General features: G+C 58.9%; 20 protein-coding genes. 6 read left to right on the forward strand and 14 right to left on the reverse strand.

From position 1 onward, the window contains the following. Positions 1-18 precede the first annotated feature (18 nt). Complete coding sequence (locus ACTHND_RS01465) at positions 19-333, reverse strand: hypothetical protein (protein WP_440175493.1); 315 nt, start codon at positions 331-333, stop codon at positions 19-21. Between the two features lie 185 nt (positions 334-518). Then, a complete protein-coding gene (locus ACTHND_RS01470) occupies positions 519-1,199 on the reverse strand; it encodes a TerB family tellurite resistance protein (protein ID WP_440175494.1) in 681 nt (226 codons plus the stop codon). Between the two features lie 208 nt (positions 1,200-1,407). Here ACTHND_RS01470 and ACTHND_RS01475 point away from each other — a divergent pair, with 208 nt between their 5' ends. Together ACTHND_RS01475 and ACTHND_RS01480 are read left to right on the forward strand one after the other, a co-directional pair. Then, positions 1,408-2,307: a hypothetical protein gene (locus ACTHND_RS01475; RefSeq protein ID WP_440175495.1), complete on the forward strand. Its 900-nt coding sequence runs from the start codon at positions 1,408-1,410 to the stop codon at positions 2,305-2,307. A 125-nt stretch (positions 2,308-2,432) separates the two neighbouring features. Next, entirely contained in the window at positions 2,433-3,203 is a 771-nt protein-coding gene (locus tag ACTHND_RS01480) for a hypothetical protein (RefSeq protein WP_440175496.1), read from the forward strand. A 12-nt stretch (positions 3,204-3,215) separates the two neighbouring features. Here ACTHND_RS01480 and metH read toward each other — a convergent pair whose 3' ends face one another. The 9 genes from metH to ACTHND_RS01525 form a co-directional block, all read right to left on the reverse strand. Next, positions 3,216-5,858, reverse strand: a complete 2,643-nt coding sequence (gene metH / locus ACTHND_RS01485; RefSeq protein WP_440175497.1) for a methionine synthase — start codon at positions 5,856-5,858, stop codon at positions 3,216-3,218. Next, positions 5,855-6,244, reverse strand: coding sequence for a DUF4259 domain-containing protein (locus ACTHND_RS01490; protein WP_440175498.1), 390 nt, complete (start codon positions 6,242-6,244; stop codon positions 5,855-5,857). Before ACTHND_RS01490 ends, metH begins: the two co-directional genes overlap by 4 nt. 4 nt (positions 6,245-6,248) lie before the next feature. Then, a complete protein-coding gene (locus ACTHND_RS01495; protein ID WP_440175499.1) occupies positions 6,249-6,647 on the reverse strand; it encodes a DUF4259 domain-containing protein in 399 nt (132 codons plus the stop codon). Beyond that, a complete protein-coding gene (locus tag ACTHND_RS01500) occupies positions 6,647-7,636 on the reverse strand; it encodes a D-alanine--D-alanine ligase family protein (protein WP_440175500.1) in 990 nt (329 codons plus the stop codon). The genes ACTHND_RS01495 and ACTHND_RS01500 overlap by 1 nt, the downstream gene beginning before the upstream one ends. A gap of 98 nt (positions 7,637-7,734) precedes the next feature. After that, entirely contained in the window at positions 7,735-8,412 is a 678-nt protein-coding gene (locus tag ACTHND_RS01505; RefSeq protein WP_440175501.1) for a type 1 glutamine amidotransferase domain-containing protein, read from the reverse strand. 61 nt (positions 8,413-8,473) lie between these two features. After that, positions 8,474-9,538: a homocysteine S-methyltransferase family protein gene (locus ACTHND_RS01510; protein ID WP_440175502.1), complete on the reverse strand. Its 1,065-nt coding sequence runs from the start codon at positions 9,536-9,538 to the stop codon at positions 8,474-8,476. After that, positions 9,535-10,392, reverse strand: coding sequence for a subclass B3 metallo-beta-lactamase (bla, locus tag ACTHND_RS01515; protein ID WP_440175503.1), 858 nt, complete (start codon positions 10,390-10,392; stop codon positions 9,535-9,537). Before bla ends, ACTHND_RS01510 begins: the two co-directional genes overlap by 4 nt. Continuing rightward, entirely contained in the window at positions 10,385-11,314 is a 930-nt protein-coding gene (gene metF / locus ACTHND_RS01520; protein ID WP_440175504.1) for a methylenetetrahydrofolate reductase [NAD(P)H], read from the reverse strand. Before metF ends, bla begins: the two co-directional genes overlap by 8 nt. A 58-nt stretch (positions 11,315-11,372) precedes the next feature. Beyond that, positions 11,373-12,326 (reverse strand): ArsR/SmtB family transcription factor, encoded by a 954-nt coding sequence (locus tag ACTHND_RS01525; protein WP_440175505.1) that lies wholly within the window; start codon positions 12,324-12,326, stop codon positions 11,373-11,375. Between the two features lie 144 nt (positions 12,327-12,470). Here ACTHND_RS01525 and ACTHND_RS01530 point away from each other — a divergent pair, with 144 nt between their 5' ends. Both ACTHND_RS01530 and ACTHND_RS01535 read left to right on the forward strand, forming a co-directional pair. Further along, positions 12,471-12,833 carry a DUF983 domain-containing protein gene (locus tag ACTHND_RS01530; protein ID WP_440175506.1) on the forward strand — a complete coding sequence of 121 codons (363 nt, stop codon included), beginning with the start codon at positions 12,471-12,473 and terminating at the stop codon, positions 12,831-12,833. 69 nt (positions 12,834-12,902) lie between these two features. Then, positions 12,903-13,082 carry a YegP family protein gene (locus ACTHND_RS01535; protein WP_440175507.1) on the forward strand — a complete coding sequence of 60 codons (180 nt, stop codon included), beginning with the start codon at positions 12,903-12,905 and terminating at the stop codon, positions 13,080-13,082. A gap of 40 nt (positions 13,083-13,122) precedes the next feature. Here ACTHND_RS01535 and ACTHND_RS01540 read toward each other — a convergent pair whose 3' ends face one another. Together ACTHND_RS01540 and ppa are read right to left on the reverse strand one after the other, a co-directional pair. Continuing rightward, positions 13,123-13,380, reverse strand: coding sequence for a hypothetical protein (locus ACTHND_RS01540; protein ID WP_440175508.1), 258 nt, complete (start codon positions 13,378-13,380; stop codon positions 13,123-13,125). Between the two features lie 570 nt (positions 13,381-13,950). Next, complete coding sequence (gene ppa / locus ACTHND_RS01545; protein ID WP_090645493.1) at positions 13,951-14,487, reverse strand: inorganic diphosphatase; 537 nt, start codon at positions 14,485-14,487, stop codon at positions 13,951-13,953. A gap of 174 nt (positions 14,488-14,661) precedes the next feature. Here ppa and ACTHND_RS01550 point away from each other — a divergent pair, with 174 nt between their 5' ends. Then, positions 14,662-15,471 carry a DUF599 domain-containing protein gene (locus tag ACTHND_RS01550; protein WP_440175509.1) on the forward strand — a complete coding sequence of 270 codons (810 nt, stop codon included), beginning with the start codon at positions 14,662-14,664 and terminating at the stop codon, positions 15,469-15,471. A 236-nt stretch (positions 15,472-15,707) separates the two neighbouring features. Here ACTHND_RS01550 and ACTHND_RS01555 read toward each other — a convergent pair whose 3' ends face one another. After that, complete coding sequence (locus ACTHND_RS01555; RefSeq protein ID WP_440175510.1) at positions 15,708-16,577, reverse strand: N-formylglutamate amidohydrolase; 870 nt, start codon at positions 16,575-16,577, stop codon at positions 15,708-15,710. A 130-nt stretch (positions 16,578-16,707) separates the two neighbouring features. On the opposite strand from ACTHND_RS01555, the gene ACTHND_RS01560 reads away from it, so the two are divergent. Beyond that, positions 16,708-17,064: a response regulator gene (locus ACTHND_RS01560; protein WP_090646188.1), complete on the forward strand. Its 357-nt coding sequence runs from the start codon at positions 16,708-16,710 to the stop codon at positions 17,062-17,064. The last annotated feature ends 55 nt before the right edge of the window (positions 17,065-17,119 follow it).

Raw genomic sequence — 17,119 nt, forward strand, 5'->3', positions numbered from 1 at the left:
ATCTCATGCGTAACGGTCTTAGTAGACCGTCCAGGTCGAACCGGTTTTGCGCGCCTCATAAACGCCCTTGCCGTCATCCGCCTTGATGCTGATCTTGGCGTGTCTGCGCGTCAGGAAAGCGGTCAGCCCCATGACACCGATAACCGCAGCACCGACCACCGCCACCGAAGCGGCAAACAGGGCCAGCAGAGCCAGTCCGGCCACAACCGCGAGCCCCGCCAGCGTCATCACCACGTTGGTGACAATACGGGCGATCAGGTTCTTGCGGCGGACATCTCCCCACGGCTTATAGCCGCGGTCGAAACGGACGAAGGCAGCATCACGCTTGGTCATGAAGGCAAACTCCAAACACTGAGACAATACGCGTCTCTTACAAGGGAAGATTGGCACGAATAAGTCCCGCGTCAACCTCCAGAAACGTTTCATGACGAAATTATTAAGGCTTTCTTAGCATTTCGGGCGCGTTTCCCACCGCCCTTGAGCATAAAAATCCCGCAAATATCGCCAGTTAAGCGAACTTAAGCCAGCAGCGCCCGCTCCTTCACAATCTGGTCATAGGCCGAATTGATCAGGGCGGTCTTCTGCGTGTACAGGGTCTCGAAATCGATCGGCAGGCCGCGCGCGCGAATGCGATCAGGGTGAAAATCGTTGAGTCGGGCGCGCCTGGCCACGCGGATATCGTCGTCCGAGGCATCGGGTTGCAGGCCCAGAATATAATAGGGATCATCCTCGCCCAGCGGCACGTAACCGGCGCGGATGCGGCGATAGGCCGGCGCCTTGATACCGAAAAGTTCGGCCACGGTCTCCAGATAGGTTTCTTCCTGATGGCTGAGGTGACCATCGGAAACGGCAATATGAAACAGCCCCTCCAGCACGTCTTCCAGGATCTGCGGGCAATTGCTGTAACGCTTGGCCAGCCGGCGGGCATAGGATTCAAAACCAAGGCTCGTCTGGCGCGCCAGATCGTAGAGGCGCATGACATCGCGCATCGCCTTTTCGTCGGGCTGGAAGACATGCAGGAAGGCGGTCTGCTCGACATCGTGCGCCAGACCATCGGCCATGGCGAGCTTGGCGCCCAGCGCCGTCACCGCCGTGGCGAACGCCGGATCGGCACCCGGCGGCCCCTTTGGACATTCGGTGCATTCGGCGGCATCGAACTTACGCACCGCCAACTGAGCCAGGTTTTTCCAGAACGACATCATTACCCACTGATTATGGAGAGCGATCTTAGCTTAAATACGGCGCAAGATGTGCTTAAGTTTCTGTAAGACTCGCAAAAAAACATACCTAATGGCGATTTTATGCCTTACTTGCTGTATAGATTAGCCGTCTGGCCAAAGCCATGTGCGCTTTTGCCGCAATATAATCAGGGTTCAAACCAACCCTAGCCGCTGTCCGGAGCCGAATTTGCGCCTGCTGAGATCGTCTGTCCTCTCCCTGTCCGTTTGCGCCTTCGCCTTTACGGCAGCCCTGCCGGCGGATGCTGCCGTTAAGAAGCGCCCGGCTGCTGCGCGCACTGCGGTAAAAAAGACAGCCGCCAAACCGGTTATCCCCGCCGCAACCGATCCCGCAATCACCGGCCGCAATACCGACGGCAGTTTGCACGCGCCCAACCTCGATGACGCGCCCAAGGATGACTTCCTGCGCGTGGCCTGGTGCCATGGCGTGCTCTCCGGTAATATGGAAGTGGCCGAACTGGTCGATTCCGTCATGCCGGTTGATGACCAGATCCAGATGATCGGCATGTCCTACCTGCGTGCCTATGAGGCGGCGCTCACCCTCTCCGGCAAGGGCAAGGACGAGGCGGCCCACAAAAAGGCCGAAGAGGTCCGTGACTTCGGCTACAATGAATGGGCGGCCACCCGCGCCGCCCCCACAAAAGAAGCCGCCATGGCCTACGCCAACTGGCAGTTACCAGGCGATTGCGAGCACGCCGCCGTGCGCCTGTCCGGTCACCCCAACCTGTTTGCCGAAATGGCGACTGAGGATGAACTGGACGCCATTGCCCTGGCGCTCAATTCCGGCGGCCCGCATGATTACAACGAAAAGCCGAAGCCGGTCCTGACCGCTTCCACGGCCCCGGTCGATGGCGATGGCCCGCTGGCCACCAACACCCTGGCCCGCCGCGCCACGGCGTCGCGCGCCCTGCCCGCCGTGCCGAAAACCGACACCCCGACCACGGACGCTGAAACGACCTATTCGACGCAGCAGCCGCCCGATCCGAACCATGTCGAAAAGCGTAGCTGGTCGGAAGGGCTCGGCTATCGCCTGGGCTGGACCAATACACCTAAAAAGAAGATCAACTGACGTAAATTCTTCGGTGGCGTTGTGTTACGGACTCCCTTTTCCGTTGCTGCGACTCTGCGGGACGCTTATCATCTGAAAGCTGATTCTACACGTCTCCTCCCCGAAGACTCAGGTGCATCTTGGAAGTGTTCCCATCCTTGCCGTCAGAGACGGCGATCGCCCTTGTCGGCGACATGAATACGCGTGGTTATGGCGTCGCCGAAAACTGCATTTCGCCTGAAGCCTTGGCGAGCCTTCGCCGTCACGTCCAGGACAGCGTCAGCCAGACCGGCGGTGAATATATCGCTTTTGGCGGCCCCGACGCCTTGCGCGGCACCTTCCTGCAGGAAATGGCCCGCTCCGCCAATTTCCAGGCCCTTTGCCGCGACCTTTACCGTATCGGCACACAGAAATCCGCGCCGCCGGTTTCCTTCTATCAACTCCTGCGCTGTCTGGCGGGCAAAACAGGCCAGCAAAATGCCTGGTTCTTCCATTACGATTCCTATGTTCTGACCGTATTGGTGCCCATCCTGATCCCGACAGAGGGGCAACCCGGCGACCTGATCCTGTTTCCCAATACGCGCCCGATACGCAAAACCTATCTTGGCAATCTCATTGACAAGATTCTGCTCGATAACGCTCTGACACAGTTTCTTTTGCGCAAGGGTGTGCAAACGGGCCGCGTAAAGCCTGAAAAGATTCGCATGACGCCCGGAAACGTCTATTTTTTCTGGGGTTGCCGCTCGGTTCACACCAATGAACCCTGTGATCCTGACAAGATCAGGGCCACCGCCCTTTTCCATTACGTCGATCCCCACGCCCATAGCTGGCTGCGCAAAACCCTTCTCAGACTGCGCAACCGGCAGCCCCTGATGACACCCGTTGAAGCGGGCATAAAAATACCGCAGCCCGCCTGATCAGAAGCGGTTTCAGGGCACGTAGTTAAGGATCGGCGACAACCAACGCTCGGCTTCATCGACCGCCCAGCCCTTGCGGCGGGCATAGTCCGTCACCTGGTCCTTCTCGATCTTGCCGACGCCGAAATAATGCGCTTTCGGATGGGCGAAATACAGGCCCGAAACCGAGGCCGGCGGGGTCATGGCCAGGCTCTCTGTCAATTCCATGCCGGTGCGGGCGCGGGCATCGAGCAGATCGAACAGGGTCCACTTCTCGGTGTGATCCGGCTGGGCCGGATAGCCCGGCGCCGGACGGATACCTTTATATTTCTCGGCGATCAGATCCTCGACCGACAGCTTTTCATCCGCGGCATAGCCCCACAGCTCGCGGCGAACGCGGGCATGGAGTGCTTCGGCGAAGGCCTCGGCCAGACGGTCAGCCAGTGCCGTCGAAAGGATGGCGTTATAGTCGTCGCCTTTCGCCTTGAAGGCGCGGGCGATCTCCATTTCGCCATGGCCGGCGGTGACGGCAAAGCCGCCGATCCAGTCTGGCGTACCTTTCGGGGCAATAAAATCAGACAGAGCTGTATTCGACTGCCCCTCGCGGGTCTTTTTCATCTGCTGACGCAGGGTCTGGAAGCGCGCGATGACCTTCAAGCGTGTCTCGTCTTCGTAAACCTCGATATCGTCGTCTTCTGTGGCATTGGCCGGCCAGAAACCGATCGTGCCGCGCGCCTCGAACCACTTCTCTTCAAGGATTTTCGCCAGCATTTCGCGGGCGTCCTTGTAGAGGCTGGTCGCCGCCTCGCCGACGATCTCATCTTCCAGTATGGCCGGGAACTTGCCGGCCAGTTCCCAGGTGGCGAAGAAGGGCGTCCAGTCGATATGGTCGGCCAGGTCATGCAGATCGTAAGGGCTGAAGGTCTTCAGGCCAAGAAAGGATGGCGCCACGGGCGGCTCGGCGGCAAAGTCGATCCTGAATTTATTGGCGCGCGCCTCTGCCAGCGATGACCGCGGCTGCGAATTGCCCTTGCCATAGGCCAGGCGCACCTTCTCGTAGTCTGCCTTAGCCTCAGCCTTGAAGGTTTCTTTTTCATCACCCAGCAGGTTCGACACCACCCCCACCGCGCGCGAGGCGTCAAGCACATAGACGACCTGATTATTTGAATAGCCCGGCTCAATCTTGACCGCTGTGTGCGTCTTGGAAGTGGTCGCGCCACCAATCAGCAGCGGGATATCGAAGCCCTGGCGTTGCATTTCGCGCGCCACGAAGACCATTTCATCCAGCGACGGTGTGATCAGGCCGCTGAGGCCGATCATATCGACATTATGCGCCTTCGCCTCAGCCAGGATGCGGTCGGCCGGCACCATGACGCCGAGATCGATGACCTCGTAATTATTACATTGCAGCACGACGCCGACGATATTCTTGCCGATATCGTGGACGTCGCCCTTGACGGTGGCCATCAGCACCTTGCCAGCCGCCTTGTGCGTGCCACCCTCTTTCTCGGCCTCCATAAAGGGCATCAGGTATGCCACGGACTGCTTCATCACGCGGGCGGATTTCACCACCTGAGGCAGGAACATCTTGCCAGCGCCGAACAGGTCGCCTACCACGTTCATGCCGGCCATCAGCGGCCCTTCAATGACGTGCAACGGCCGGGCAGCCGCCTTGCGGGCCTCTTCCGTATCAGCATCGATGAATTCGGTAATACCGTGGACCAGGGCGTGCTTCAGGCGCTCCTCGACCGTACCCTCGCGCCAGGCCAGGTTGGCGACCTGCACCTGCCCCTTTTCGCCCTTATACTTCGGGGCGAGATCAACAAGGTATTCGGTATTGCTGACATTGTGGCGCTGCGGCCGGTTGAGGATGACATCCTCGACCGCCTGGCGCAGTTCGGGGTCGATATCGTCATAGACCGGCAGGTCGCCGGCATTGACGATCCCCATATCCATGCCCGCCTGGATGGCATGGTAGAGAAAGACGCTGTGGATCGCCCGGCGCACCGGCTCATTGCCACGGAACGAGAACGACACGTTCGACACGCCGCCCGACACCCGCGCATAAGGCAGGGTCTGCTTTATGGCACGCGTGCCTTCGATGAAATCGACAGCGTAGTTGTTGTGCTCGTCGATGCCGGTGGCGACGGCGAAGATATTCGGATCGAAGATGACGTCTTCCGGCGGGAAACCAACCTCATCGACCAACACATGATACGCACGCGTACAGATTTCGATCTTGCGCTCGGCGGTATCGGCCTGGCCGGCCTCATCAAAGGCCATGACCACGACGGCGGCGCCATAGCGCATACAGGCGCGGGCATGGGCCTTGAAGGTCTCGACGCCCTCCTTCATCGAGATCGAATTGACGATCGCCTTGCCTTGGACGCATTTCAGTCCGGCCTCGATCACCTCCCACTTGGACGAGTCGATCATCACCGGCACGCGGGCGATATCGGGCTCGGCGGCCATCAGGTTCAGGAAGGTGCGCATGGCGACTTCGGAATCGAGCAGCCCTTCATCCATATTGACATCGATGATCTGGGCGCCCGCCTCGACCTGCTGGCGCGCCACGGCCAGGGCTTCTGTATAGTTGCCCTCGACGATCAGCTTCTTGAACTTGGCGGAACCGGTAACATTGGTGCGTTCACCGATATTGATAAAGGTAGGAGTCATAGAGCCTTCTCGATGGCGGCGATGGTCTCCGCCCATTCACTGTAGGAACCGCTATCGAGATAGAGTTCCCTGATTTCGGAATCGCCGGTGCTGATGCGTTTGATGGCGGATCTGGCCAGGGCCGGCAGGTCTTCGGGCATGGTGCCCAAGTCTTCAATGATCATGTGATAGTCCTGGGCCGAGATATCGCTCTTGCCAAGCGCCACCGTCAACAGGGCAGCGGCGGCGTAGGCCCGCGCCCCTTCCGCCAGTTCGACATAGTCCTCATGAACAAAGACCGCCTTGAACACATCGCGCAGCACACCCCATGATGGCGACGCCTCCATCTCCATCATGAAGTCGGCGGCGTCATCATTATCGAACGGACCGCTGGACCAGACGCCCATCCGTTTAATGCCTCCCAGTCTCAATATATGTTGCTAATGCCACCAGTCCTTTTAACCAGGTTTGAAACTCATCGCTGTCCTGCCAAAGTTCAAAAAGATGCGAATTTCCAGTTTCCAGACGTTTCAATGAACGAATGGCCAAAGTGGACAAATCCTGCGGCATGACGCCCATGTTGGCGACAACATTTACGATTTCATCGTCGGCATCGTCGAATGACGCGCCCAATGCGCTTGCAACAAGCGCAGCGGCAGTCCAGCCATGAACAGCTTCTTCAAATTCAATATAATCGCTCGTCATGGCAACGACAGTTAGCTTTTCGCGGATGGTTGCCCAATCCGGCGCATCTTCGACAAGTTCCATGCCGGTATCGTCGTCAAAAGGTCCAATACCCCAAGCACCCATTATTTGCTCACTTTCCTGATTGCCAGTTCGATTTGCCCATGGAGGAAATCGATAAAATCGATCCCCTGCGCCTTGAGCGATTTCGGATAAAGCGACGCCTTGGTCAGGCCCGGCAGGGTATTGGTTTCGAGATAGATCGGTCCCTTGTCCGAAATGATGAAGTCCGAACGCGAATACCCCCGGCACGACATCGCCTTGTGCGCCTTGACCGCCAGGCGTTGCAGTTCGGCATTGATGGCAGGGTCGAAACGCGCCGGGCAGATTTCCTGCGTTGTCGACTTCAAATACTTGCCGGCATAGTCGAAGGCGCCATCGCCCGGCACGATCTCGACCGGCGGCAGGGCGATGACCGAACCGTCCGCCTGTTCGAGCACGCCGCAGGTGGCTTCCGGTCCGGTAATAAAGGGCTCGATCAGATAGGCCATAGACGCAGATTCCCGGCGCACGGCGGCGATATCCTGTGAGGAATTGACATAGATCAGTCCGTAGGAAGACCCCTCCGATGCCGGCTTGGCGATCAGGCGGCCATAATGGGCCAGCGCCTCGTCGGCCTCATCCAGCGTCACGCTGGAAGGCGAATGTACACCGGCCAGACCAGCGAACAGCTTGGCGGCTGTTTTATCAAACGCCAGGTGCGAGGCCGCTGAGCCGGAGCCGGTAAAGGGCACGCCACGTGCCTCGGCCAATACCTGGAACTGGCCGTTTTCCGCCGTGCCCCCATGCAGGCCCAGCACCAGCACGCAATCCTCTGCGGCAGCGGCGTCCAGCGCTTCAGCCACCGTGCCGAGCGTGGCGCCATCGGCCTTGAAGGGCACCTCGAACGGCTTTTCGTGACCCTGCAAGCGTTCCTGCGAGGTGATATGCACCGTACCGTCCAAATCCCAGAACCACAGGCCGGCCTCCGGCAAGGCCGTCGTCAATGCCTGCGCACTGGCGACGGAGACAAGGCGCTCGCGGCTGGTGCCGCCGAAAAGGATGGTAGTGCGCATAGATCAGGTCTCAAAAAACAATATCAGTGCTTTACGGCTTGGAGAAGGTCAATGCCGCTAAAGGCCCAGCGATGCAACACCCTTTAGCATGCCAGGCATCAGGACCGAAGCAGGGAAAGAACCGCCTTGGCGCCGGCTTCCGAAGACGCAGGATTTTGACCGGTGACCAGAAGGCCATCGGTCACCACATGAACACCCCAGTCAGCGCCTTTTTCGTAAAGCCCGCCCCTGGCCGTCAGTTCGTCCTCCACTAGGAAAGGCACCACATCGGTCAGGCCGACCGCGGCTTCTTCGCTGTTGGCAAATCCCGTCACGCGCTTGCCCTTGACCAGATAATCATCGCCCGCTTTGACATGACGCAGCACGCCAGGGGCATGACAGACAGCGCCGACAGGCTTTCCGGCCGCGGCAAAAGCTTCGATCAGGGCGATGGAAGCCTTGTCCTCCGCCAGATCCCACAGCGGGCCGTGACCACCGGGATAGAAGACAGCGTCAAAGTCGGCCGCCTTGACCTCAGAGAGTTTGGTGGTGTGCGCCAGCACAGCCTGTGCCGCGCTGTCGGCCTTGAAACGTTCGGTCGCTTCGGTCTGACCGGACGGTTCATCGCTTTTCGGATCAAGCGGCGGCTGCCCGCCCTTGGGTGACGCGACCGTGATCTCTGCGCCGGCATCAAGGAAGGTATAGTAGGGCGCTACATATTCTTCGAGCCAGAAACCGGTCTTTTTGCCGGTGTCGCCCAATTGATCGTGCGAAGTCAGAACTATAAGTATTTTCATGAAAAATGTCCTTTAAGCCCCCAGCCTCTTCCTTAGATGGTGCTGATGCTCAGTGACGCAACTAACTTAATTCGAAAGGCTCAAGGCCCGCCAGCCGCAGGGCCTTGGGGCGTTCGGGAATCTGGCGCGGCGAGATGCCGCTGACTTCATCAGCCACATGCTTTATGTGATCCGGCGTGGTGCCGCAACAGCCTCCCAGAATATTGACGATGCCATCCTTGGCCCATTCGTGCAGTTCGTGCGCGGTTTCGTGCGGCTGCTCGTCATATTGCCCCATGGCGTTGGGCAAACCGGCATTGGGATAGGCGGCCACCAGGCAATCGGCCACGCGCGAAAGCTCGGCAATGTGCGGACGCATCAGGTCTGCACCCAGCGCACAGTTGAACCCAACGGCGAACGGTTTGGCGTGGCGCACGCTGTTCCAGAAGGCTTCAGCGGTCTGGCCCGAAAGCGTGCGGCCGGAACGGTCGGTAATCGTGCCCGAAATCCAGATCGGCAGGGCTTCCTGGCCCTCGTCTTCCAAATCGAGAATGGCCTTGATCGCCGCCTTACAGTTCAAGGTGTCGGTGATGGTTTCGATCAGGTAGAGATCGACCCCGCCTTCATAAAGCGCCGCCACTTGCTCGCGGTAAGCCTGATAGACCTGATCGAAAGTGACCAACCGCGCGCCGGGATCGTTCACATCCGACGACATGGAAAGCATCTTGTTGAGCGGCCCGATGGAACCGGCCACAAAGCGCGGCTTATGCGGCTCTTTTGCCGTCCATTCATCGGCAACCTTGCGGGCGATCTTCGCGCCCTCGCGGTTGATATCGATGACCGACTGCAAATCGAGGTGATAATCGTCCTGCGCGATGGTGGTGGCCGAAAAGGTGTTGGTCTCGGAGATATCAGCGCCCGCCGCATAATACTGGTTATGCAGGTCGGCGATAATGTCCGGACGGGTCAGGCACAGGATATCATTATTGCCCTTCATCTGGCCTTTATGCCCCTTGAAGCGCTCGCCAAGAAAATCGGCTTCGTCCAGCCCGCGGCGCTGGATCATTACGCCCCAGGAGCCATCAAGGATCAGGATGCGTTCCTTCGCGGCGGCTTTCAACGCTGCGATACGGTCTGTGCGGGTCATGGGTGTTTTCCTTTATGCGCGTCCTGCTGGCGCTTCAGTTCGGCCTCGAAGTCGGCCTCGGACTTCATCACCAGCTTTGGCAGGGCCTGCGGATCGACGAAAGCATCGGTCTTGCCGTGCAATTGCGCCTGATACCTGGCTTCGATATCCGCCAGCTCGGGATGGTTCGTCAGCAGAATGTCGGCCTTGAGGGCCTTGAGCCGTTTGAAGCTCAGGCGGTAGTCCGCCACAATATCGGGATAGGCGGGGTTATTGACAAGGACATTGCCCGCCGTCGTCGTGGAACCATAGAAGATGACACGGCGAACGAAGCCGTTGTCATTGACATCGGTGGTCCAGGTCGTGTCGCCGCGCGTGTGACCAGGCGTCATATGCGCCGTCAGGGTGATGCCGCCCAAGGTGAGCGTGCCGCCCTCGCCTATGCCGCGATCGACACGGACGGGTGCAAAAGCGCCGCCGCCATAAATATTATCACCCACATGGACGCCATGTTCAAGCCCGTAGCGATCGCCTTCGCTGGCCACAAATACCGCGCCCGTGTCGCGCTTGAGCCTGGCCACCCCGCCGACATGATCCCAGTGGGCGTGGGTTTCGACCATGTATTTGATATCACGCAGTTTGAAGCCGAGCGCCGCGATATTGGCCTCCACCACCGCCGCGCCTTTTTCGGTGGCACCATCTATAAGTATGTGCCCCTGGGGCGTCGTGATCAGATAGACGCCAATCCCTTCCGTGCCGACCGCATAGACATTGCCGGCCACCTTATAGGGCGCGTGCGGGGCGCTCCATTCCGCCTCGCCCGCCTGGGCGGCGACCGGCCACAGCAGGGCGAGAAGCGCAAGAACCTTACGCATGAGCCGGTTGGGCCTTCAACCCCAAGATACGCCCGATGGCGAACACCAGGTCGGCGCGGTTCAGCGTATAAAAGTGGAAGTTTTCGACGCCTTCGCGTTCCAGCCCCAGGCACAGTTCGACCGCCACGGCCGAGGCCAGCAGTTTGCGCGTTTCGGCATCGTCATCCAGTCCGTCGAACAGTTCGCCCAGCCAGTCGGGGATGGCCGCTTCGCACGCGGCGGCCATGCGGCGCAGGCCCTTGAAATTGGTCACCGGCATGATGCCCGGCGTCAGGTCGATGCGGATTCCGGCATCGGCCACGGCATCGCGGAAGCGCAGGAAGGTGGCCGGCTCGAAGAAGAACTGGCTGATACCGCGCGTCGCTCCGGCATCGACCTTCTGGCGCAGGACGTCGAGATCGAAGGCCAGCGACGGCGATTGCGGATGCTTCTCCGGATACACTCCCACACTGACCTCGAAATCGCCGATCCGCTTGATGGCGGCCGTCAGTTCGGTAGCGTTCTGGTAGCCGTCATTGCGGGGCTTGTAATCTCCAAACCCTGAAGGCGGATCGCCACGCAAGGCCACGATATGGCGCACACCCGCGTCCCAATAGGCACGGATCACCTCATCGACCTCCTCGCGCGAGGCATCAACGCAGGTTAAATGCGCCGCCGGCTTCAGGTGCGTTTCATCGAGAATGCGCTTGACCGTGCGGTGGGTGCGTTCGCGGGTCGATCCGCCGGCGCCATAGGTGACCGAGACAAATTCCGGATTGAGCGGCGCCAGGCGGCGGATCGATTCCCACAGGGTCGTTTCCATCTCTTCCGTCTTGGGCGGGAAGAATTCAAACGACACTTTCAAATTCTGCCCGCCAGCGGCGAGCGAACGCGCAATGGGAGCGAGATCGGATTTCAGATTGGGATTCAGCGAGGGGCTCATATCGGGAAATTCTCAATGTGTGCCTGTTCAGGCAAATTCAGTCAGGCAAATTCAGGGGTCAGCTCTTGATGGCGAGCCAGATCTTGACGGTCAGGCCAGCCTCTTTCGGCGGCAACGACCGGGTCACATCCAGCTTGAGACCGGCGGTTTCGAACCAGTGGTCCATGTCCTCGTCCAGCATACCCAGCCGTCGGTGCTGGTACTGCTCGCGCATGATTTCGAGATCGTGGTGCGCGAAGTCGGCGATCAGCAGACGCCCGCCGGGTTTCAACAACCGCGCGGCTTCGGCGATGGCGCGCCCCGGATCGGCCAGAAAGTGCAGAACCTGATGAACCACCACGAAATCGGCCGAAGCCGCCGGCAGTCGTGTTTCGTAGATATCGCCATGGCGGAAATCGATGGTTTCCAGCCCGGCATCATGCGAGCGCGCCCGCGCCACATTGAGCATGTGCTGCGACAGGTCCAGGCCGATGGCCGTCTTCGCCCCGCCGCCCAGCAGTGTCAGCATACGCCCGGAGCCGGTGCCGAGATCAACCAGGTGGTCATAAGGCTGGCGGGCGGCCAGATGCAGTATCTCAGCCTCGACATCCGCCTCGGCTATATAGTGGCTGCGGATTTCATCCCATTTCGGCGCGATGGTCTCGAAATACCCTTCCGCCGATTTGCGCCGGTGACTGCGCACGCCTTCAAGCTGTTGCAGGTCTTCGCCATAGGCATCGTCCAGCGACGCCAGAATGACATCGACCAGCGGACGGATGGACGGCGCTGACGACAGGCGGTAAAACACCCAGGCGCCGTCCGGGAACCGTTCGATCAGCCCGGCTTCGCTCATCAGCTTGAGATGGCGCGAGATGCGCGGCTGGCTCTGGTCGAGGATCGACACCAGTTCCATCACAGACAGCTCTTCGCGCGCCAGCAGACGCAGCAGACGCAGGCGCGTCGGCTCGCCCGCAGCCTTCAGGGCTTCAAGGAGCGTATTAAACCGGATTTTGGATGCGTAATCATCAGCCATATAATCATATAAAGATATCTTTATATGATACGCAAGTGTTTTTTCAAGCCGGCGAATGGCCTATAGTCGCTGCGTCAGCATAGCGCATGGCAATCGGGGCCACCATACCCCATTATAAGACCCTGAAACAGACGAGGTTATATTATGAGAGATGGCGTTGGTATCGGCAAGGCCCTGCTGCGCGGCCTGCAGCGAAAATGCCCTTGCTGCGGCAAGGCGTCCGCCTTTCGCGGCTACCTGAAGGTGGTCGATGCCTGCCCCGTTTGCCAGACCCCGCTCAGCCTCTACCCGACCGATGACGGCCCGGCCTATATCACCATGATACTGATTGGCCATCTGGTGATTGCACCGGCCTTCATGTTCGGCTTTTTCTATGCCTATCCGGTGCAGGTTCTGGTGCCGGTGCTGGTCGGCTCTATCGGCCTGCTGACCCTTCTGGCCCTGCCCTTCATCAAGGGCGCCTTCTTAGGGCTGATGTGGTATCTGGGCCTCAAGCAGGCGCGATAATACCTTGACAAGACTTCCCCTTAGGCGCGAAATAGTCGTCCATATTCCGCAATAAAAGGGAGTTGCGTCATGGCTCACAAGTTCGAAATCCGCAAGAACAAAGCCGGCGAATTCGTTGCCTACTTCACCTATAATGGGGAGAGCATCTGGTGGACCGAAGGCTACAGCTCCAAGGCGTCCGCCAAGAACGCGATCGAGTCAGTCCTGAAAAACGGCCCTAATGCCGAAATCGACGACCAGACGGATTAACTGACGGAAAACGCGGCCTCACAGACAGGCCGCGCTCAGCTTACATCATGCCGAGTGCATCCTGGATCAGGGCAATCGAGCCCTGAGCTTCCTCGGTGCATTCCATGGACAGACGATCAATCTCTTCCTGCGCGAAACGGCGCATCAGCAGAGCTGCCTGCGGCGACAGCGCCATCAGGGTACGGGTCGAGGCGCGCGCCAGAGCAAGGGCGGCATCCACGTCAACCAGATTCGCCGTGTCGCGGGCGACAGCGAGGGCATAAAGACGCGAAGCCACATCCGGGGAGGAATTTGACATCATTTTCTTTTTGGACATAGGTGAACACAAACTCAAACCGGGCCGGAACAGAGGATGCAGACACACACACGACACATCCGGGCCGTACACAACGCATACGCTTAATTGCTCCCGATATAGCGAAAAATTGTGACAAAAACCAGCCTTGCAGCCGGTTACCGCTTTCCGTCGCGGCACTGTCATCCTTTTGTAATACATCGAATAATTGCATTACATGCGAGAGAAATTCCAATTACACGCCAGTAATAACGAATTTATTTCAAGATAGCGGTAACATTAGTGGAAAAATTCTACACTATGAGAAGTTTTCCCGCCTGAGCCATGACATCCCGCGACAAAAAGGGCGAAAATGCGTCACAATTTTGCCTGAAAATCCCCTAAAAACCGAATCCCTGGCCATAATCCGCGCCCGACTGCGCAAATTCCGCCAGAACCGTCTCCCACAGGCCACAATCGGTGAACACCTGCGCGCATTGCAAAATACTGCAAATGGCTCAGACTTCCCCGACAACAAAAGACCGCCATGCCTTGCGGACATGGCGGTCTTTGCAACAGGCAGGCAAAATAAGCTTAGCCGATCTTCTGGGCCAGGCGTTCCTGACCATCACGGATCAGTTGCGCCGCCGCTTCCGGCTCGACCCAGCCGATGACATTGGTCATCTTGTTCTTTTCGAGATCCTTGTAGTGCGCGAAAAAGTGTGTGATCTGGTCGATCAGGATGGACGGCATCTGGCGATAGCTCTGCACATTGGTGTAGTAGGGGTGCAGCTTGTCGACCGGCACCGCCAGGATCTTCTCGTCGCGGCCAGCCTCGTCTTCCATGATCAATGCGCCGATCGGGCGCACGCGGATGACCACGCCCGGATAGACCGGCGTCGGGCCGACCACCATAACGTCGCACGGATCGCCGTCATCGGCCAGGGTGTGCGGGATGAAACCGTAATTGCCCGGATAATACATCGAGGTGTACAGGAAGCGATCGACGAACAGGGCGCCGGAATCCTTGTCCATCTCGTACTTCACCGGCATACCGCCCTGCGGGATTTCGATGACCGCGTGGACGTCCCACGGCGCGTTCGGACCAACGGAGATTTTATCAATATTCATTGCGTGACTTTGATTTGGAGCCAAAAAGGTGCGCTTTCATAAGCGTTGCCCCCTGTTCGCACAAGCGAAGAAAGGTAAATTCACCAATCTTTCTGACGAATCACATGACGAAGTCCGGCAAAGACACTTATAAAGTGTCGTCAAAAGCCACATCTTCGCTTTACAGGCATTCCAATGTCCATCCTGAATACCCTGGTGCGCGCCGCGCAGGACAGCCCGCTCGATATAGCCGGCCTTGTCATCTTCATGTTCTGCTGGCTGGGCTATGAACCTTTCCTGCGACGGATATCCAAAAGCCGCGGCCTAATCACCAAGGATCTGAGCGTGGTGCGTCGGGCCTGGATGAGGGAAATGACCGTGCGCGAGGTCAAGCTTTACGATTCCAACCTGATGGCCCACGCGGTCAATTCGGCCACGAATTTTTCATCCGCCAACCTCCTGCTGATCGCGGCGGTCGCCGGTGTCCTGTTCGGCGGGCACCTGCCGCTGAAGTCGCTGACCACCCTCGGCCTCGATGTCTCCTCTACCCAGCTTTTCCAGATCAAGATGGCCCTGGTGCTCATCTGCCTGTCGCGGGGCCTGCTCGATTTCATATGGGCCCTGCGCCAGATGAATTACTGCGCCGCCGCCATGGGCTCCCTGCCGGAAAATATGGATGTCGATACGGCCGCCAAGTTCACCAATGCCATTACCAATGTGCTCGAACCGGCGATGACCAGCTTCTCGCAGGGCGTGCGGGCCTATTACTTTTCTCTGGCCGCCACCGCCTGGCTGTGGGGACCGATCTATCTCGCCCTCGCCAGCATAGGCGCCGTCGCCCTGCTCGGCTGGCGGCAGTCGCGCTCGCAATCGGCGCGGGGGCTGCGGCAATTGCGTGAACTGCTGGAAGAGCATCCCTACCCAACCCCGCCGCGCCCCATCGCCGCGGAACTCCAGACCAAGGACAAAAATACCGCGCCGCACAATGCACAAGGCGGCTACTAACGCAGTATCTCACGCGCAAACCCCGGCGCCCGCTCGAACTGTAACGATATGTGATCATATTATGTTACATTTCGACTTGTATTATTTCGCACCGCAAACTAAATTTAACTCGTTCGGCGCCTTCCTGGCGCTGATGCCCTTCCTGGGCGTTTCCTCCCTGTAAACTTGGCCGCGCCGTAGAGCGCGGCCTTTTTTTGCTGCAAACAGAAACTCGACATCATCACAAACCCATTACCCTAAAGGCGTTTGAGGGTGTCTGTCAGTGTCTGGAAAACCGTCCGCAAACGGATGGCGCCTGGGTGGAGTTCGAGCCGGTCTTCATCCATATAGATGGCGCGGTTGATCTCGACTTGCAGGGCTTCGATTCCCGCCGCCGATCGGCCGTAGGTTTCGACAATATAGCCGCCGGCGAAGGGCCTGTTGAGCCCGACACGCAGTCCCGCCCCTTCCAGGACGCCCCGGACGCGCCGGACCAGATTTTCGGAACAGGTTTCGCCGTGGCGGTTTCCCAGCACGATATCCGGCTTTGGTTCGCCGTTGCGAAATTGATTAAGCGCGGCGCTCGGCATGGAATGCCAGTCGATGAGTATGGCCGGTCCGGTTCGGCGCGCTTCGGCCAGCAATCCTTTCAGCGCCTCGTGATAAGGCCGGTGGATCAGATCGAGCCGGCGATTAACCTCTTCCATATCGAGCGGCTGGCGATAAATGTCCTCTTCCGCGCTCAGACGGCGGGCGATAACGCCGAAACCGGCCTTGACGCGCGCGCTGAAGGCAAGCGCCGCCTTGGGCAGTTCGCCGCGGATCAGCCGGGCATCGAGTTCCAGCGCATTGCGGTTGACATCGCAGAAGGCGCGCGCATACCGGCTGGCCAGGCCATAAACGCCAAGGTCTGGCGTGATCCCCACCAGGTCATCGACAAAGGCATCTTCGCTGACGCGCAGCCCCTGCGGCGTTTGCCGGGCCTCGGCGATGAAGCTCTGCGGATAATAGCGCCCGCTGTGCGGCAGGCTGTAGACCAACCGGCTGGCCTCATTCGGCCTGACCACGATCGGTCCATGATCGGGACTGTGTACAAGATGCCAGGGTGTCGTGAGGAGATCGCTCATATTAGCACTTTAGTAGGACATTCCTGCCACGTCTTCACCCCTAATTTACATTCCACCTGCAAACATGGTGACTTCTGCGCCAAGGCGCATATGATAAGGGCGCCTTGGGGGTTTTTACATGACCGATCCGATGAAGAAAATTCTCCTTGCCGAAGATGAGGATTCCGTCCGCAGCTTCCTGTCGCGCGCCCTGCAGCGTGCCGGCTATGAGGTGGTGAGCTGCCCTGACGGCGATACCGCCATCCTGGCTCTTGACCAGGGCCCTTATGATCTTTTGCTGACCGACATCGTCATGCCCGGCGCCGATGGCATCGAGGTGGCCAAGCGCGCCGCCCAGTTGCAGCCTGATCTCAAGATCATGTTCATTACCGGCTTCGCGGCCGTGGCACTTAATGCCCAGAAAGCCTCCCCAAACGCCAAGGTGCTGGAAAAGCCCGTGCATCTCAGGGAAATCGTAACGGAAGTCGAAAGGCTTATTGCCGCTTAAATGCGGTTTTTCACTTTTCCCCGAAAAAAGGGATTTCGGCGCTTGCTAAGCGGCA

This window comes from Asticcacaulis sp. (genome assembly GCF_051954415.1).
Lineage (GTDB): Bacteria > Pseudomonadota > Alphaproteobacteria > Caulobacterales > Caulobacteraceae > Asticcacaulis.

Excerpts from the sequence above, each read along its gene's own strand:
- ACTHND_RS01530 (WP_440175506.1), top strand. The coding sequence starts at position 12,471 with ATGAGAGATGGCGTTGGTATCGGCAAGGCCCTGCTGCGCGGCCTGCAG.
- ACTHND_RS01490 (WP_440175498.1), bottom strand. The coding sequence starts at position 6,244 with ATGGGCGTCTGGTCCAGCGGTCCGTTCGATAATGATGACGCCGCCGAC.
- ACTHND_RS01470 (WP_440175494.1), bottom strand. The coding sequence starts at position 1,199 with ATGTCGTTCTGGAAAAACCTGGCTCAGTTGGCGGTGCGTAAGTTCGAT.
- ACTHND_RS01495 (WP_440175499.1), bottom strand. The coding sequence starts at position 6,647 with ATGGGTGCTTGGGGTATTGGACCTTTTGACGACGATACCGGCATGGAA.
- ppa (WP_090645493.1), bottom strand. The coding sequence starts at position 14,487 with ATGAATATTGATAAAATCTCCGTTGGTCCGAACGCGCCGTGGGACGTC.
- ACTHND_RS01555 (WP_440175510.1), bottom strand. The coding sequence starts at position 16,577 with ATGAGCGATCTCCTCACGACACCCTGGCATCTTGTACACAGTCCCGAT.
- ACTHND_RS01560 (WP_090646188.1), top strand. The coding sequence starts at position 16,708 with ATGAAGAAAATTCTCCTTGCCGAAGATGAGGATTCCGTCCGCAGCTTC.
- ACTHND_RS01510 (WP_440175502.1), bottom strand. The coding sequence starts at position 9,538 with ATGACCCGCACAGACCGTATCGCAGCGTTGAAAGCCGCCGCGAAGGAA.
- ACTHND_RS01465 (WP_440175493.1), bottom strand. The coding sequence starts at position 333 with ATGACCAAGCGTGATGCTGCCTTCGTCCGTTTCGACCGCGGCTATAAG.
- ACTHND_RS01525 (WP_440175505.1), bottom strand. The coding sequence starts at position 12,326 with ATGGCTGATGATTACGCATCCAAAATCCGGTTTAATACGCTCCTTGAA.
- metF (WP_440175504.1), bottom strand. The coding sequence starts at position 11,314 with ATGAGCCCCTCGCTGAATCCCAATCTGAAATCCGATCTCGCTCCCATT.
- ACTHND_RS01500 (WP_440175500.1), bottom strand. The coding sequence starts at position 7,636 with ATGCGCACTACCATCCTTTTCGGCGGCACCAGCCGCGAGCGCCTTGTC.
- ACTHND_RS01505 (WP_440175501.1), bottom strand. The coding sequence starts at position 8,412 with ATGAAAATACTTATAGTTCTGACTTCGCACGATCAATTGGGCGACACC.
- ACTHND_RS01550 (WP_440175509.1), top strand. The coding sequence starts at position 14,662 with ATGTCCATCCTGAATACCCTGGTGCGCGCCGCGCAGGACAGCCCGCTC.
- ACTHND_RS01535 (WP_440175507.1), top strand. The coding sequence starts at position 12,903 with ATGGCTCACAAGTTCGAAATCCGCAAGAACAAAGCCGGCGAATTCGTT.
- bla (WP_440175503.1), bottom strand. The coding sequence starts at position 10,392 with ATGCGTAAGGTTCTTGCGCTTCTCGCCCTGCTGTGGCCGGTCGCCGCC.
- ACTHND_RS01540 (WP_440175508.1), bottom strand. The coding sequence starts at position 13,380 with ATGTCAAATTCCTCCCCGGATGTGGCTTCGCGTCTTTATGCCCTCGCT.
- metH (WP_440175497.1), bottom strand. The coding sequence starts at position 5,858 with ATGACTCCTACCTTTATCAATATCGGTGAACGCACCAATGTTACCGGT.